11 protein-coding genes and 1 pseudogene are annotated in these 15,560 nt (G+C 35.7%); 7 read left to right on the top strand and 5 right to left on the bottom strand.

Annotated features, from left to right (window positions below):
- Positions 1-20 precede the first annotated feature (20 nt).
- Positions 21-1,016, top strand: a complete 996-nt coding sequence (gene hemE, locus AAGD91_RS00005) for a uroporphyrinogen decarboxylase (protein WP_410541934.1) — start codon at positions 21-23, stop codon at positions 1,014-1,016.
- Positions 1,017-1,085: 69 nt separating this feature from the next.
- On the top strand, positions 1,086-2,279 hold the full coding sequence (locus tag AAGD91_RS00010) for a pyridoxal phosphate-dependent aminotransferase (protein WP_341821014.1): 1,194 nt from the start codon (positions 1,086-1,088) through the stop codon (positions 2,277-2,279).
- 53 nt (positions 2,280-2,332) lie between these two features.
- Here AAGD91_RS00010 and AAGD91_RS00015 read toward each other — a convergent pair.
- A pseudogene (locus tag AAGD91_RS00015) lies at positions 2,333-2,821 on the bottom strand (hypothetical protein).
- Between the two features lie 488 nt (positions 2,822-3,309).
- Between AAGD91_RS00015 and AAGD91_RS00020 the strand changes: the two are divergent.
- Together AAGD91_RS00020 and glyA are read left to right on the top strand one after the other, a co-directional pair.
- Positions 3,310-4,515: an MFS transporter gene (locus AAGD91_RS00020; RefSeq protein ID WP_341821527.1), complete on the top strand. Its 1,206-nt coding sequence runs from the start codon at positions 3,310-3,312 to the stop codon at positions 4,513-4,515.
- A gap of 46 nt (positions 4,516-4,561) precedes the next feature.
- Positions 4,562-5,839 carry a serine hydroxymethyltransferase gene (gene glyA, locus AAGD91_RS00025; RefSeq protein WP_341821015.1) on the top strand — a complete coding sequence of 426 codons (1,278 nt, stop codon included), beginning with the start codon at positions 4,562-4,564 and terminating at the stop codon, positions 5,837-5,839.
- 815 nt (positions 5,840-6,654) lie between these two features.
- Here the strand turns inward: glyA and AAGD91_RS00030 are convergent.
- The 3 genes from AAGD91_RS00030 to AAGD91_RS00040 form a co-directional block, all read right to left on the bottom strand.
- Positions 6,655-7,683 carry a hypothetical protein gene (locus AAGD91_RS00030; RefSeq protein WP_341821016.1) on the bottom strand — a complete coding sequence of 343 codons (1,029 nt, stop codon included), beginning with the start codon at positions 7,681-7,683 and terminating at the stop codon, positions 6,655-6,657.
- A gap of 96 nt (positions 7,684-7,779) precedes the next feature.
- Complete coding sequence (locus AAGD91_RS00035; RefSeq protein ID WP_341821017.1) at positions 7,780-8,034, bottom strand: ATP-binding protein; 255 nt, start codon at positions 8,032-8,034, stop codon at positions 7,780-7,782.
- Between the two features lie 253 nt (positions 8,035-8,287).
- Complete coding sequence (locus tag AAGD91_RS00040) at positions 8,288-8,962, bottom strand: septal ring lytic transglycosylase RlpA family protein (RefSeq protein ID WP_341821018.1); 675 nt, start codon at positions 8,960-8,962, stop codon at positions 8,288-8,290.
- A 26-nt stretch (positions 8,963-8,988) separates the two neighbouring features.
- Between AAGD91_RS00040 and murC the strand changes: the two genes are divergently transcribed.
- The 3 genes from murC to cgtA are packed head-to-tail and all read left to right on the top strand — an operon-like array spanning position 8,989 to position 12,846.
- Positions 8,989-10,566, top strand: a complete 1,578-nt coding sequence (murC, locus tag AAGD91_RS00045; RefSeq protein ID WP_341821019.1) for a UDP-N-acetylmuramate--L-alanine ligase — start codon at positions 8,989-8,991, stop codon at positions 10,564-10,566.
- 4 nt (positions 10,567-10,570) lie between these two features.
- Positions 10,571-11,836: a phosphopyruvate hydratase gene (gene eno, locus AAGD91_RS00050; protein ID WP_341821021.1), complete on the top strand. Its 1,266-nt coding sequence runs from the start codon at positions 10,571-10,573 to the stop codon at positions 11,834-11,836.
- Positions 11,824-12,846: an Obg family GTPase CgtA gene (gene cgtA, locus AAGD91_RS00055; protein ID WP_264731761.1), complete on the top strand. Its 1,023-nt coding sequence runs from the start codon at positions 11,824-11,826 to the stop codon at positions 12,844-12,846. The genes eno and cgtA overlap by 13 nt, the downstream gene beginning before the upstream one ends.
- A gap of 643 nt (positions 12,847-13,489) precedes the next feature.
- On the opposite strand, the gene recG is transcribed toward cgtA, so the two are convergent.
- Entirely contained in the window at positions 13,490-15,511 is a 2,022-nt protein-coding gene (gene recG / locus AAGD91_RS00060) for an ATP-dependent DNA helicase RecG (protein ID WP_341821022.1), read from the bottom strand.
- Positions 15,512-15,560 lie beyond the last annotated feature (49 nt).

Raw genomic sequence — 15,560 nt, forward strand, 5'->3', positions numbered from 1 at the left:
TGGAAAGCAGTAAAACAACAATAGTAGAAATTATCAAAGAAAATGAGCCAGGTGAAAGAGTGCCTATCTGGCTAATGCGTCAGGCTGGCAGGTCTCTTCCTGAGTACCGCAAAGCAGTGGAAAATATGAATAATTTTATGGAGATATGCTACAACACAGATTTAGTGACAGAATTGACGTTACAGCCAGTGACAAGATTTGACGTGGATGCGGCGATAATTTTTTCAGACATTTTAATAATAGCTGATGTTTTGGGTTGTGACGTGAATTTCCTGCGCAATGTGGGCCCGAGAATAAAACCTATAAAGAATCCTAAAGAATTGAAAAGTCCACAAGACATTGAAGCTAAAATTTTACCAATTCTAAACGCTATAAAGAAAGTCAGAAGTCAGCTATCAAAAAAAAAGCCTCTTATAGGATTTGCTGGTGGCCCATGGACAGTAGCTTCATATATCATAGAAGGTGGAAGCAGCAAAACTTTTTCCAAAGTATTAAATTTTTACCCTTCGTATTTGAAGGAAATAATTGAACGAATAACGGAAGCAACGATTATTTATCTAATTAAACAGATAGAATTTGGAGCAGATGTTATTCAGCTATTTGACAGTAATGCTGGTGCATTATCGGAACCATTGTTTAAAGAATATGTTATCGAACCAACAAAGAGAATTACCTTGGCAATAAAGGATAGATTTTCTGATTTTCCAATAATAGGATTTCCAAGGTCTGCTGGAAATCTTTATAAGGATTACTGTGAACAAACAGGTGTATCTGCAGTAAGTATAGATTATAATGTCCCAATAGAATGGGCGAAAGCGAATCTTAAAATCCCTCTACAAGGAAATCTTGATCCTAATCTTTTAGCCTATAATAAAACGGAAGCAATAAAAGAAGCAAAACGTATAATAGATTGCTTTAGAGATTCACCCTTCATATTTAATCTCGGACATGGAGTATTCCCTGATACTCCAGTTGAAAATATCACTGCGTTGGTGAATTTGGTAAAAAGCTACTAATACAATACACAAAATTCCTAGCTTTTTTACTGTACAGGGTTTATCATTTGAATTTAGCTTCAGTAAGATATGTCAGACCTTGCAAAAAGAATGTCCCTAATAAAACCATCACCTACGATTGCTGTAACTGATAAGGCAAATAAGTTGAAAAATGAGGGAAAAAAGATCTGTGTTTTAGCTGCAGGAGAACCGGATTTTGATACTCCAGATCATATAAAAAAAGCAGCTATTCAAGCAATAAGTGAAGGTAAAACTAAGTATACTGCTGTTGATGGAACGCGTGAGCTGAAAGAAGCAATAATTAATAAGTTAAGAAGGGATAATAACCTCGAGTACACGTTTAACCAAATCTGTGTTGGTACTGGCGCTAAGCAGGTGTTATTCAATTTGTTTATGGCAACAATTAACTCTGGAGATGAAGTTATTATTCCAGCTCCTTATTGGGTTTCATATGTTGATATGGTAAATCTTTTTGGGGGCTTACCAGTTGTAGTGGAATGCAAACAAAATTTTAAACTGACAGCGGAATTATTGAAAAGCAGGATAACTAAAAAAACTAAATGGTTAATTCTTAACTCACCGAACAATCCTGCAGGAGTTGTGTACACATATGATGAATTGAAAGACATAGCACAAATATTGCTTGAATATCCACATGTGAATGTCGTTACAGATGATATTTATGAGCATATAATATACGACGAAAAGTTTTTTACTATCACTCAGGTTGAGCCAAAGCTTTACAACAGAGTTTTTTTAGTCAATGGAGTGTCAAAAGCCTATGCAATGACAGGCTGGAGAATAGGGTATATTGCAGGTAGAAGTGATGTAGTAAAAGCTATCTCTACGCTGCAGTCTCAGAGCACTTCTAACCCAAATTCGATAGCACAAGCAGCAGCAGCAGCAGCATTAAACGGTGACCATAGTTTTTTGAAAGAAAGAACAAGGATTTTTAAGAGTCGTAGAGATTTTATGGTGAAAAAGCTAAATTCTGCTCCGGGATTATCAGCATCCATTCCGCAAGGCGCATTTTATTTATTTGTCTCGTGTGAAGGATTGCTCAGTAAGAGTACAAAAAGTGGTAAAGTAATAAATAATGATCTTGATTTCACTGAATACCTGCTAGAGGATCATTTAGTTGCTGTGGTTCCAGGAATTGCGTTTGGTCTAGAAAATTTTATCAGAATTTCTTATGCAACCTCTCAGAAACAATTAGAAATTGGATGTGATAGTATTACTAAAGCGTGCCAGGAGTTAAAATGAAATAGACTATCCATAAATTACCCATTTCACCGCGTCAAAAATATTCACTAAGGTTATCTTGAATGTTCTAACTTGTATTTTTCTATGGAAGGCGTTTTTATTGAGTGAGCAAGTGTCTTTCTAATATTGAATTCCTCATTTTTTTCATTTCGTTGCAGTAAGTTAATGTTATTTATTTTATTTACTAAATCTTTCCCTTTCTCCAGAGTCTTTAAATCACTTTCGTTAATGTGATGTTCATTGTAAAATTTTGCAACAATTTCTTTTCTTTTCGGGTGAGTATTTAAAAATTCCGACACCTGATGTTTAGCAACAGCTTGAATAAATTTCTTATTAAATCTTGAATCGTTATATAGATTTTACAAACTTTTGTCATAATGTTTTGCTTCGTTTATAGTGAGTTTTATTATCTCTTCTATGCCACTTAGAAGTTCCCTATACAATTTGTCATATCTATTGCCTGACACATGTGTAGCGAATGTTTGTTCAATGTATTTTGTTATGTAATTTTGCAATGTATTATCTATTGTGCTTATGTTCATCAACCTACCTCAATGTTATATTAACTATTTTACATGTAGAAAGGTTAATATTGAGTTAATAGGGTACTTCTGAAGTCAAATTTTACTGAAAATTATAGTGTTTAATATATAATTGTTAGCATGAAATAAAAACATAAATAAAATGGATCTTGTAACAAAAGTGAAGCTCAAGATAAAGATGAATAAGGGCAAAATCATAAATATACTTGTCATTTGTAGTGTAATTTTTTTCATATACCTTATTCATGAGCCAGTTGTAGATATGGTAGAAAAAATTATAAGTAAAATAAAAGGTCTCTTTTAAAAATAGAAAAAGTGAACTTTTTCTATCATCCAAACTTGAACCTGGAAAATTTAGTTAATGCATAAACTACTTATGTTGGCTATGAGTTCAACTGTATAAAATTCCGGTAAATTAAAATAAGTATTCATAAAAATATTGTTTTCTATAAACAGAGTATCTATAATACTAGCTTTGGGGTAAAGTACTGCAGAGGAATTTTTTAATCTGGTTGTTGGCGTCACTGTTTTATGCGTACCAATATATATTACGCGTAATTCCAAACATAATTGCGCCTGGATTGATAACAAAATTTAACATAAGTATTACAGATGTTGGCCAGTTTGGTGGGTTATACTATGTAGGCTATACGCTAGCTCATATACCTGTTGGTCTTTTCCTTGATAGATTTGGGCCAAAATTTGTTTTGCCTGCTTGTATTGTTTTAACATTTACCGGAACATTACCGCTTATATGTTTTGATGAGTGGTATTATTCAATACTTGGCAGAATAGTCGTTGGAATTGGTTCATCCGCTTCAGCAATTGGGCTTTTTAAAGTTGCAAGCATGTATTTTGCGCAAGAAAAATCAGCAAGAATGGCTAGTTTATCCATAATTATAGGAACTTTAGGGGGGATATGTGGCGGATTACCGTTAGACTTCTTACTCAATAAATTTGGCTGGAATTATGTTATCTATACCTTCTCAGCGTTCGGGTGTTTACTTGCTCTGTTACTGTTCTTAGTAACGCCTGAAAGCAATGCTCAACAGGAAAAAGTTAGCATTAGAGACTTGAAAAACATACTTTTCAACAAGCATATTATTCTAATTAGCTTTTTTGGTGGACTCATGGTCGGTCCAATGCAAGGTTTTGCTGATGGTTGGGCGAAAGCATTCTTTTTTGAAGTATATGAAATGAATGAAGGCTTGGCATCTTCTCTCTCTTCCGTAATATTGATAGGAATGTTAACAGGATCATTCTTTTTGGCTTATTTATTGGAAAAGTATAAAAATAAGCATTATGAAGTAATAATTTCATGCTCATTTGCAATGATCGCCGGTTTTCTATTACTTTTTACTCAGATTGGTGGCTTGTATGTTGTATTACCTACGCTTTTTATTATCGGCTTTGCATCTGGATATCAAGTAGTTACAATTTATAAAGCACTAAGTTATGTAAATAATAACTTAGTAGGCTTAGCTACAGCTGTGTCAAACATGATAGTCATGGGTTTTGGCTATTTTTTTCACACTGGAATCGCAAAAATAATAAATTTGTGTTGGGATAGAACAGTAATGCAAGGAAATCCTGTGTATAGTGCTGAATTGCTAATAAAAGCAACATCTATTATTCCTGTATGTTTGCTAATAGCTGTTTTTGGGCTCTTATGGTTAAAAAAGCAGGATAAGTAGTCTTAAAATTGCTTGTGCATCTTAAAATTAAAGCGAGGTTTGATCTATGATGAGTGTTTTAAAAAAAATCTGTCGCTCTAAAAATAGTTTAAAGTCTTTTGATAACGAGGTTTATCAGTTTATAGAAAAAGAGTTACAACGTCAAAAGTCACAATTGCAATTAATTGCATCAGAGAATTTTGCAAGTAAAGCAGTAATGGAAACACAAGGCTCTTTTCTGACTAATAAATATGCAGAAGGCTATCCAGGCAAAAGGTATTACTGTGGTTGTGAGCATGTGGACAAAGTTGAAAGTCTAGCTATAGAAAGACTTTGTAAGCTGTTCGGTGTTAAATTTGCAAACGTTCAACCTCACTCTGGTTCTCAGGCAAATCAGGCGGTATTTGCTTCACTGCTTACTCCAGGCGATACAATACTTGGATTATCACTGAGTTGCGGTGGACATCTAACTCATGGTGCGGCACCAAGCCTTTCTGGTAAATGGTTTAAGTCAATTCAGTATACAGTTAACAAAGATACTTATCTGCTCAATATGGATGAGATAGAAAAGCTGGCGCTGGAGCATAAACCAAAATTGATCATAGCTGGTGCTTCTGCTTATCCGAGAAAAATGAACTTCAAACGCTTTCGCGAAATTGCAGATAAAGTTGGTGCTTATTTGCTTGCAGACATTGCTCACTATGCAGGGCTTATTGCAGCGGGCGAATATCCATCTCCTGCTGAATATGCACATGTTATGACTTCCACGACTCACAAAACTTTGCGTGGTCCTCGTGGTGGAATAGTGATGACCAATGATGAAATATTACACAAAAAAATTCAATCTGCAGTTTTTCCAGGATTGCAGGGCGGGCCACTTATGCATGTAATAGCTGCAAAAGCTGTTGCATTTAAAGAAGCATTAGCGCCAGAGTTTAAAACTTATAGCAAGAAAATCGTGGAAAATGCGAAAGTACTAGCTCAAGAATTGCAAAAGCATGGACTCGACATTATAACCGGTGGCACTGACTCTCATATAGTGCTAGTTGACTTAAGATCGCAGAAATTAACTGGAAAAGACGTTGTAGATAGCCTTGAGAGGGCTGGCATTACCTGCAATAAAAACTCTGTACCATTTGATACAGAAAAGCCAACCATCACTTCAGGGCTCCGTTTTGGCACCGCTGCTGAGACAACACGCGGACTTGAGGCAGAAAATTTTAAAGAGATAGCCAGCCTAGTAAATGAAGTGGTTCAGGGATTAATCAGCGGAAATAGCTCAAGTGTCGAAAAAGCAGTAAAAACTAAAGTTGAAAAGATTTGTAGTAATTTTCCTATTTATTGATTTATGTGGTATCATCCAAGTAGCTGGTAGAAACGGAAAAAGTTGCTTGACAAGCTTTGCCAGCTCCCTTATTGTAGTATTAAGGGTATTTGTGACTCAAAACTTGTTTTTGATCTGCGCAGGTTCAATGACAAAATTCAGTAAAAAACTTAGGGTATTTTTTGGCGGATTACATAAAATTATAGCGGCTGCATGTCTTTTAAATTTTTTCTACATTCAGCCAAACCGCGCTTAAACTAAGCGTCAGCACATTATTACAGCGCCAGTTTAAATTATTATAGGGTCAAAACTCGCACCACGGGGCTTCTTTTGCCTTTTTTTTCGTTTAGTAAATTCCTTAAGTATTTATGGCTAAAGTAACTTAAGAGACCGAAAATGGTCAGCGCTCCTTTTTTTGTCATCCCAGTGCCCCTATGATGTCATTCCAGTCTGGAATCTAGTTCTTATTGTACATTTACTTGGTGTAGAGTTAAGTTTTCTGGATCCAAGTAGTCAGGGCACTGGGATGACACCCTATTGGATGGAAACCAGTGTCAGCTACTTTCATGACACCATGACAACCGTCATCTCGCTGCTTGTTAGCGGGATCTAGAGATACCGCGGCGGTATGACGTAGGACTGCTGTCATTCCAGCGCGTGGCACACATCTGTACGGACATTGTTATAATAAGAGTTCATGAAAGATGTCATCTGGAATCTTGTTCCAATGTTAAACAACACAAAGTTGAAAAAGTAGAGCAAGAATTACTTACAATTCAATAATTCTCCAAAATCAATTATGTTTGAAAAGTAATCACTATCTATAACGTCATCACTCACACCATTAACGTGAATAAGAACTGGACGGCATGAAAAACTTTTGGACGCTTTAGTGTATCTATTTTCTTTTGTACTTCTTGTATTATTGAATGACCGATTTTATTTTTTGAAAATTTGATTTCGCAAATGTAGAGGGTATTAAACCTTGTTTGAATCATGTAATCAATTTGACAACCAGCACCTGTCTTCCTCTGAAAAAATGGATTTTCGCTTACTATTCCATCAATTCTCAAGATATTATATATGCTCTTTCTATTGTTAAGCACCAAATTTTCAAACTGAAGTCCAATAATTGTATGCCACTCTGGTAGAGATGTAAGTAACCCTATAGAGTAGGTGTCGCGATTAATTTTTCCTAGATTTTTTTCAATATATTTTAGATAAAACCTTAAATAATTATCTTGAAGTCTGTACTTCCTGAGTCGTGAATCAGTACCCGTTTTTATATCCCAAGTATGATCCTTTGCAATAAAACCGGCAAGCTCGAGCTCATATAGATACTCAGAAATGCGTCCGTGTCTTGCAATTTTTAAAGCAGTACAAATTTCTTCCTGTTCTTTAGCTCCAGTAGAAAGAGCTCTCACTATTTGCTTATAAAAAGCTGTTTTTCGCATGAATAGATCTGAAAATATTTGGTCAAACTCCTCAACTAAAAATCCACCTTTTGTAAAACAAAGCGTTTTAATATTTCTTTCAGCACTGTGTCTAAAATTTACCTCTTCTAAATATTTTGGAATTCCACCGGTTACTGCAAGCACCTTAAACTTTTCGTATGCTGAAATATTTTTTGGCCAAAATTCATTGCAATCAGAAAGTGATAACTCCCCGAGTGTTAAAGTCAACGATATTCTTCCTACAAAACCAGTACTACTAAGTATATTTTTCTCGATCCAAGATGATGCAGATCCACAGACAACAAAAATTAGCTTGTTATTATTTTTTAGCTGTGTATCCCAAAAATTCTTTATTTTGCCTAAAAAAGTTGGATCTTTTGAGCCCATCCAAGAAATTTCATCAAGGAGCAATAATATTTTGCCAGATAGTAAACGTTCACCAACTGCCCATAGTAAGTCACTCCAGTCGTCATATCTAGCAAAAGATGTATTAAATTGTCTAGAAACTTATCTAGACAATTCATTAAGTTGGTGGGATGTTGTAGTATGCTTTTCTGGTGGCAAACCTGCAAATGAGTAATGTTGTTCGAAATGTTTACCAAACTCTTGAATTAAACGACTTTTTCCTATACGACGCCTTCCTTTGACTACTACAAAAGATGCAGTGTTTTTTTCCGTAAGCTCCAGCAGTTGCTTCAACTCGGTTTGCCTACCAATAAATGATGGAGATATAAAATACGAAATATCAATCTTTCTCTCCATTATACACAATGAAATTGGAGACGTAAATAAGTAAATTTTGATCTTTGTCTCTATAGTGCTATAGCTAAACTGACTTAGATTTACCGACAATTTGAAAAACGACAAATTCGTCATCCCGCTGCTTGTTAGCGGGATCTATCCGCGGCGGTATAGCTATAAATTGTTGATATCTTTTTTATATTACATTTTTAACTTACAATAGTTAGCCAGCGTTTCTTACATTAACCAAATCTTTCGAATTCTGCACTCACCACTACCTATAACTCACTTTCACGCAATATTGATCGTTCTTAAAAAGCAATCTAACATTTTTTATTCCTTGATTGCGAAGCTTTGATGCAGTTGATTTAGCAGCCTGAGCACTTTTAAAAAATGCAACATATCCCTTACTTTCTGCACTGTCTTGTTTCGGGTGACGTTTCTGCATTTCTTTTTCATATTGCTTTCTGTAATGAGGAGTATTTTGTATCAATTGTTCTGACATCTTTCTTAGGTATTGGACTTTTACCTTTGCAAGCCCTACTTTATGAAATCCTAAGACTTGAGCTGCTTTTTCTGATAAGTCTATTATTCTGCCTTCAATAAAAGGCCCTCTATCGTTAATCCTTACAACAAGCTTTCTTCCATTTTCTAAATTAGTGACAAGAGCAAAGCAGGGTAGGGGCAAAGTCTTATGCGCTGCAGAGATCAAGTGACGGTTAAACACTTCACCATTTGCTGTAAGCGTGCCATGATCTTCTATTCCATACCACGACGCTATCCCTATCTCTTCATAGTGTTTACAGTTTTTTGGATAATAAGTTATACCATTTATTGTGTAGCTGCTGCCAATTTTGTAATGACCTGCAGTGCAATTAAACCTGTTGCTAAAACTGCAACTACTCATCAAAACAAATATTAGACATAGGAAGGCTAGGTTTTTTATCATTGTATTCGGTAAGAGGGTTCGATACTATGAGGATTTTAAATTATACTATAATAAATTTAGTAATGAGTAAACATCTACTGCTAAATATTAACAAAACTCAAAAAAGAATAATACATATAATTGGTATAGGTGGAATCGGAATGAGTGCCATTGCTGAAATTCTTCACAATTCCAATTACAAAGTTCAAGGCAGTGATGCACAATCAAACAACAATGTAGATAGATTACAAAGGCTGGGCATAGAGGTTTTTATTGGTCACAATACTAATAATATAAGCCAAGCTCAAATAGTTGTACATTCTTCTGCGATAGAATCTGATAATGTGGAGTTAGTAACAGCGAGAAATAACAATAAAACCATTTTGCATAGATCAGACATACTTACTGAAATTATGAAAGATAAATATGTGATAGCAGTTTCAGGTTCAAGTGGAAAGACGACAACAACGGCTATGATTGCTTCTATTTTTGATCATTCTAATATTGATGCAACTGTAATTGTAGGAGGAATACTAAATTCGTATCAGAGTAATTCAAGACTTGGAAAGAGTGACATTTTTTTAATCGAAGCTGATGAGTCTGATGGAACCATGCTAAAAATTCCTGCAAATATTGCTGTCATAACGAGTATTAACGACGATCATATGGATCATTATGGTACATTCGACGATATTAAAAATGCGTTTTCTCAGTTTATAAGCAAAGCAGGTTTTGCAGTTTTGCCTGATTCTGTAGGCATTAATTATGATGCAAGTAACTCTATGATGTTTGGATTTGAGGATGATGACATTGTCATCCAAGTAGCTGACACTGGGATCCAGAAAAAAAAATCAGCGTCACGCTTTGCCAAAGTGAGTAATGTCAGAGCAAGTAACATTAAACAGCGTGCTAACAGCATAGAATTTGACGTGTTGAACAACTGGATTCCAGTGTCAAGCACTGGAATGACAGAAAAACAGGTGTTATCCCATCACCTTCTGTCATTCCAGTGCTTGACACTGGAATCCAGAAACATAAAAAATGTAATACTAGCAAACGCAATAGGGATGCATAAGGTCAGCAACGCCTTGGCTGCAATATCAGTTGCGATAAAGCTCGGGATTAGCAATGCAGAGATTAAAAAAGGCCTTTTGGAATTTCAAGGAGTAGCAAGAAGATTCTCTTTGATTGCCAATATTAAAGGTGTTAAGTTAATTGAGGATTATGCCCATCATCCAAATGAAATATATACAACTTTAACGGCTGCACGTTCGATTACTAAAGGAAAAGTAATAGGAATTATCGAACCACTTCGTTTTGCTCGCGTTCGTAATTTTTTTTGTGAATTCATAAGGATCTTTATGATGTTTGACTATGTAATCCTTACTCCTATTCATCCCCCAGAAGACAAGCCTATTCCTGGTTGTGGGATTGATGATATACAAAAAGCTTTAATCAGTAATGGGTTTGATAGCGTAAAAATCATGAATGATTCTCTACTCATTTCACATTTTATTAGTGATTCGACAAGTCCAGGTGATATAGTATTATTTATTGGTGCTGGTAGTAATATAGCTAAATTGGCAAAGGAAACTGCAGCACTTATTGCAGAAGTTAAGGTTTAATGCGATGAATAAGATAATCAACAACGTATTTGCAAGAGAAATTTTAGATAGCAGGGGTTACCCCACTGTTGAGGTGGAAATTGAACTCTGTGATGGAGCAATAGGTAGGGCCTCTGTACCTTCTGGAGCTTCAACTGGTAAATTAGAAGCCTTGGAACTCAGAGACCAAGATGAGAAAAGGTATTGTGGTAAAGGAGTGCTGAAAGCTGTTCAAGCTGTAAATGGAGTGATAGCAAATGAAATCATTGGCATGGATGCAACAAACCAAAGTGCAATTGATAAAGCATTAATTGCACTAGATGGAACAAAAAATAAATCTAAACTTGGAGCAAATGCAACTTTGGGTGTGTCTCTTGCGGTTGCAAAAGCAGCAGCAAACAGTTTCAAAATGCCGCTATATAGATATTTGGGAGGAGAGCAGATGCCGGTTCCACTCATTAACATAATTAATGGTGGAGTACATGCAGACAATAAGCTCGATTTCCAAGAATTCATGATTCTTCCGGTCGGTGCTGAGACTTTCAGTGAAGCAATCAGAATATCTGCGGAGGTGTTCCACAACTTACGTAGCATTCTTAAGAAAAAGGGTTATAGCACAAACGTAGGAGATGAAGGTGGTTTTGCACCAAATGTTGAGAGCACTGAAGAAGCTCTTAATCTGATAATCCAGGCTGTAGAATCTGTCGGTTATTCAATGCGAAATCACTTTGCACTAGGCCTTGATGTTGCTTCATCTACTTTTTATGAAGATGGAATTTACAAATTTGAAAATAAAGAGCTTACTTCAAAAGAATTGACTGAATATTATTGTAATCTTGTGGAAAGATATCCAATAATTTCTATAGAAGATGCAATGAGTGAAGACGATTACGAAGGTTGGAAATTACTTACTGCAAAATTGGGGAGTAAAATTCAATTGGTTGGGGATGATTTATTTGTTACAAATTGTGAACTAATAGGCAAAGGAATAGAAGAAAAAATGGCAAATGCTGTACTGATCAAGCCAAATCAAATAGGGACGTTAACAGAAACTTTTGCTGCTATTGAAATGGCAAAATCAAACAACTACAAAGCTGTTATTTCTCACCGCTCAGGTGAAACAGAAGACACAACAATATCTCATATAGCAGTTGCATCAAATTGCGGGCAAATAAAAACCGGGTCGCTGTCGCGTTCTGATAGGCTCGCGAAGTATAACGAGCTAATGAGAATAGAAGGCACATTAGGAAAAGATGCTAAGTATTATCGTGGGTTAGCATGGGTTTTATAGACGAAGTAAAATTGTACTTAAAAGCCGGTGATGGTGGTGACGGTTGTGCAAGTTTTCGTCGAGAAAAGTTCGTTGAATTTGGTGGTCCAAATGGTGGTAATGGAGGAAAGGGTGGAAACATAGTTTTCATCAGCGACGCTAATCTCAACACTTTGCTTCATTTTCGTTATAGAAGACACATTAAAGCAGATAATGGGAAAAATGGTGCAGGCAGGGATAGATCTGGCACAGCAGGGAAAGACGTTATACTTCGAGTTCCAGTCGGTGCACAAATAATTGATGAAGAAAGTGAAGAGATAATAGTAGACCTTGACAAGCCTGGTATGGAATTTCAAGTAGCACAGGGTGGAAAAGGTGGACTTGGAAATACTAATTTTAAATCTTCTACTAATAAGGCACCAAGACATTTTACTTACGGTCAGCCTGGCGAAGAAAAACATGTATTATTAAAACTAAAAGTTTTATCAGATGTTGGAATTATTGGCATGCCAAACGCAGGTAAATCAAAATTTTTGACTCGCTGCTCAAATTCCGATACAAAAGTAGGCGATTATCCATTTACCACCGTAAGACCCCACTTAGGTGTGACAAAAGTGGATGATAGCGAAGTTGTAATAGCAGATATTCCTGGAATAATCACCGATGCTCACCTTGGGGTTGGGCTCGGACATAAATTTTTAAAGCACATAGAAAGGTGTCAAATTTTACTTCATTTAATCGATGTAACTCATGATGACGTTGTTTCGGCTTATAGTTGTATCCATAATGAATTGGAACTTTACAATGGTGATCTTGTTGAAAAAGAAGAGATTGTAGTATTAAACAAATGCGACTTGCTGAGAGAAGCAGAAATTCTGGAAAAGAAGAATCACCTAGCCAATTATCTTAATAAAGAAGTGCTGTGCTTATCAATTAATGGTGATTTACAGCCTATTTTAAGATTATTAAGTGAAAAATTGAAAAAGAGTAATTCTAAGGAAATCGATGTATATGATCCTTTTAAGATGTGAATTTCATTTAGATAATTGATGTTTTTCATTTATTTTATCATATAACTAGAATATATGTGTATGAACGTTTGTTTTTGAAGGTGATTTGCACAGTAAATGGTCAGCGCGTGACGCACTGCCCAGTTCATGTTAGCTATAAATATTTAAGAAATTTACCAAATGGAAAAAAAGGCAAAAGAAGCCCCGTGGTTATTATCCGCTTTAAAATATTGGCGTTTTTTATGTTTTAAACGCTTGATAAGCGAGATTAAGCTGCTTTTAATTGCAACTAACCTACGCTGCAAATGTTTAAGAAGTTTACCAAGCAGAAAAAAGGACAAAGAATCCCCGAGTTAGCTAGTCCTTTACTATCTTTGTCGAGTATTGGCATTTTTTGATGTCTTGTAATGCTTTGTAAGCGCGTTCAGCTTATTTAGATAAAAATCTAGATGTAGATGAAGTTTTGTAAAGACATACAGTATCTATATACTGCAAAAAATTGAACATAAGACGCCGATACATTAAGTAATCCTTACCTTTTAATCTGCAGATTGGCGAAAGCAAATACAATAGCTTCACTGTCATGATAAGGGGGCTGGCGGAGTTTGTCAAGGAATTTTTGCATTTAATTCGTTTCTGCGAGCTACCTGGATAAGAAGTTTTCCTACTGAAATTTTGAAAAATGTAATCTACTTCTATATTCAAATATATCAAGCAGTAATTCAAAATTAGCCATTGCGCCTTTTGCGTTATTATACGCGAGATTGAGCAGCTCTTTGTCCTGATATAAATCAGCAAATTTAAATTCCATACATCCTGATTGTTTTGTGCCTAAAATATCTCCACTGCCTCTTAGCATCATATCCCTTTCAGCAATGTAAAATCCGTCCTGTGACTCACACATGATCTTTAACTTTGAAGATGAGCTTTTACCTAAATCATCGTATAATAATACACAAAAAGATGGCTTGTTTCCTCGCCCTACTCTGCCTCTTAACTGATGTAATTGCGATAACCCAAATTGCTCTGCATTTTCTATAATCATAATGGTTGCATCTGGCACATCTATACCAACTTCTATCACAGTGGTTGCAACAAGCAAAGAAAATTCATTTCTTTTGAAGGAAAACATAACTTGATCTTTCTGCTCCTGAGTCAATTTTCCGTGTATTATCCCGACTCTATCAAAAAATGTTTTTTGTAATTCCTGAAAACGTATCTCTGCTGCAGCAATATTGGTCTCTTCGTTTTCTTCTATATATGGACAAATCCAATATGCTTTTTCGCCCCTGTTTATAGCACCTTTTAGCTTTTCAATAACATCTAGCACCCTACTAATGTTCATAGTTACAGTTTTTATTGGCAATCTGGATTTTGGTTTTTCTCTCAAAATTGAACATTCAACGTCACCATACATAGCTTGCTGCAAGGTTCTTGGAATGGGAGTTGCAGTAACGAAAAGTATATCGGCATTTTCTCCTTTTCCTACCAAGCGATTTCTCTGCATCACTCCAAATCGCTGTTGCTCGTCTATGACTGCAAGCCCTAAATTTTTAAATGTAACGTTAGCTTGAAATAACGCGTGGGTGCCAATCACTATATTTAAAACACCACTTGCAAGTTCGTTCATGATAATCTTTCTTTCCTTGCGCGAAGTTTTACCAGTAAGCAGCGCAACTTTTATATCGGTGCAGGATAAAACTTCCTCAATCCAATTATAATGTTGCTCCGCCAAGATAGTAGTCGGTGCCATTAGAGCTACCTGCATGTTGTTTTCTACCACATTTAGCATCGCAAAAAGTGCAACTACGGTTTTGCCACTACCAACATCACCTTGCAGCAAGCTCATCATGCGATACTTGGATTTTTGCCTCTCTGAAATTTCATCTATTGCACGAATTTGATCGTTTGTTAATTGAAACGATAATTCATTTAAAACTTGCTCTTTATATTTATTCAATACTATAAATTCTCTTCCCCTTTTTTTTACGTGATTTTCTCTTGCAAGTTTCAGTGCTAGCTGATACGCAAACAATTCATCATAAGCAAGCCTTTTTCTACAAACCTCGGCTTCCGCCAATGAGCTTGGTCTGTGCAACTTTATGATGCTTTCCCTCCAACTTAGCCATTTTTTTTGCTTGATTAATGTATCATCTATCCACTCTGGCAAATCAGGCAATTCTTTCAGGTTAGAGCTTATTATGTTCCCAATGCTCTTATTGGTAATGCAACGGCATAATTGGTAGACTGGCTCTATGCGAGCTATTTCTTTAAATTGGTTGATGTCAAGCGACACGTAATCTGGATGAGTAATCTGCCAATGCTCAGCAAATTTTTCGAGTTTGCCACTGATGATTACATAGGCTCCAACTGGAAATAGTTTATATAAATACTTAACTGAGTGATTAAAAAAGACTATGAATATATACTGACTCTCACTTTCAACGACTATTTTATATGGTCTACCTCTAAAAGTGGGCGACTGATGCTCATAAACTTTTGCAATAAAAGTTATAAATTCTCCAGCTTGAGCATCGGGCAGTGACTTACTTCTATCTACATAACTAAGTGGCCTATAAAATAGCAGGTCCATCACTTTGTCCCCACCACAAAGTTTAGGCAATATTGCGTTAGGCAGATTGCTATTTAGAAAAGTTAGCACATCTGATTGCTCATTGAGATTCATACATGTGTAAAACTGTTTATCAATAATAGAGTCTTCTTAAGATCCTGTC

Source organism: Wolbachia endosymbiont (group A) of Myopa testacea (genome assembly GCF_964027115.1).
Lineage (GTDB): Bacteria > Pseudomonadota > Alphaproteobacteria > Rickettsiales > Anaplasmataceae > Wolbachia.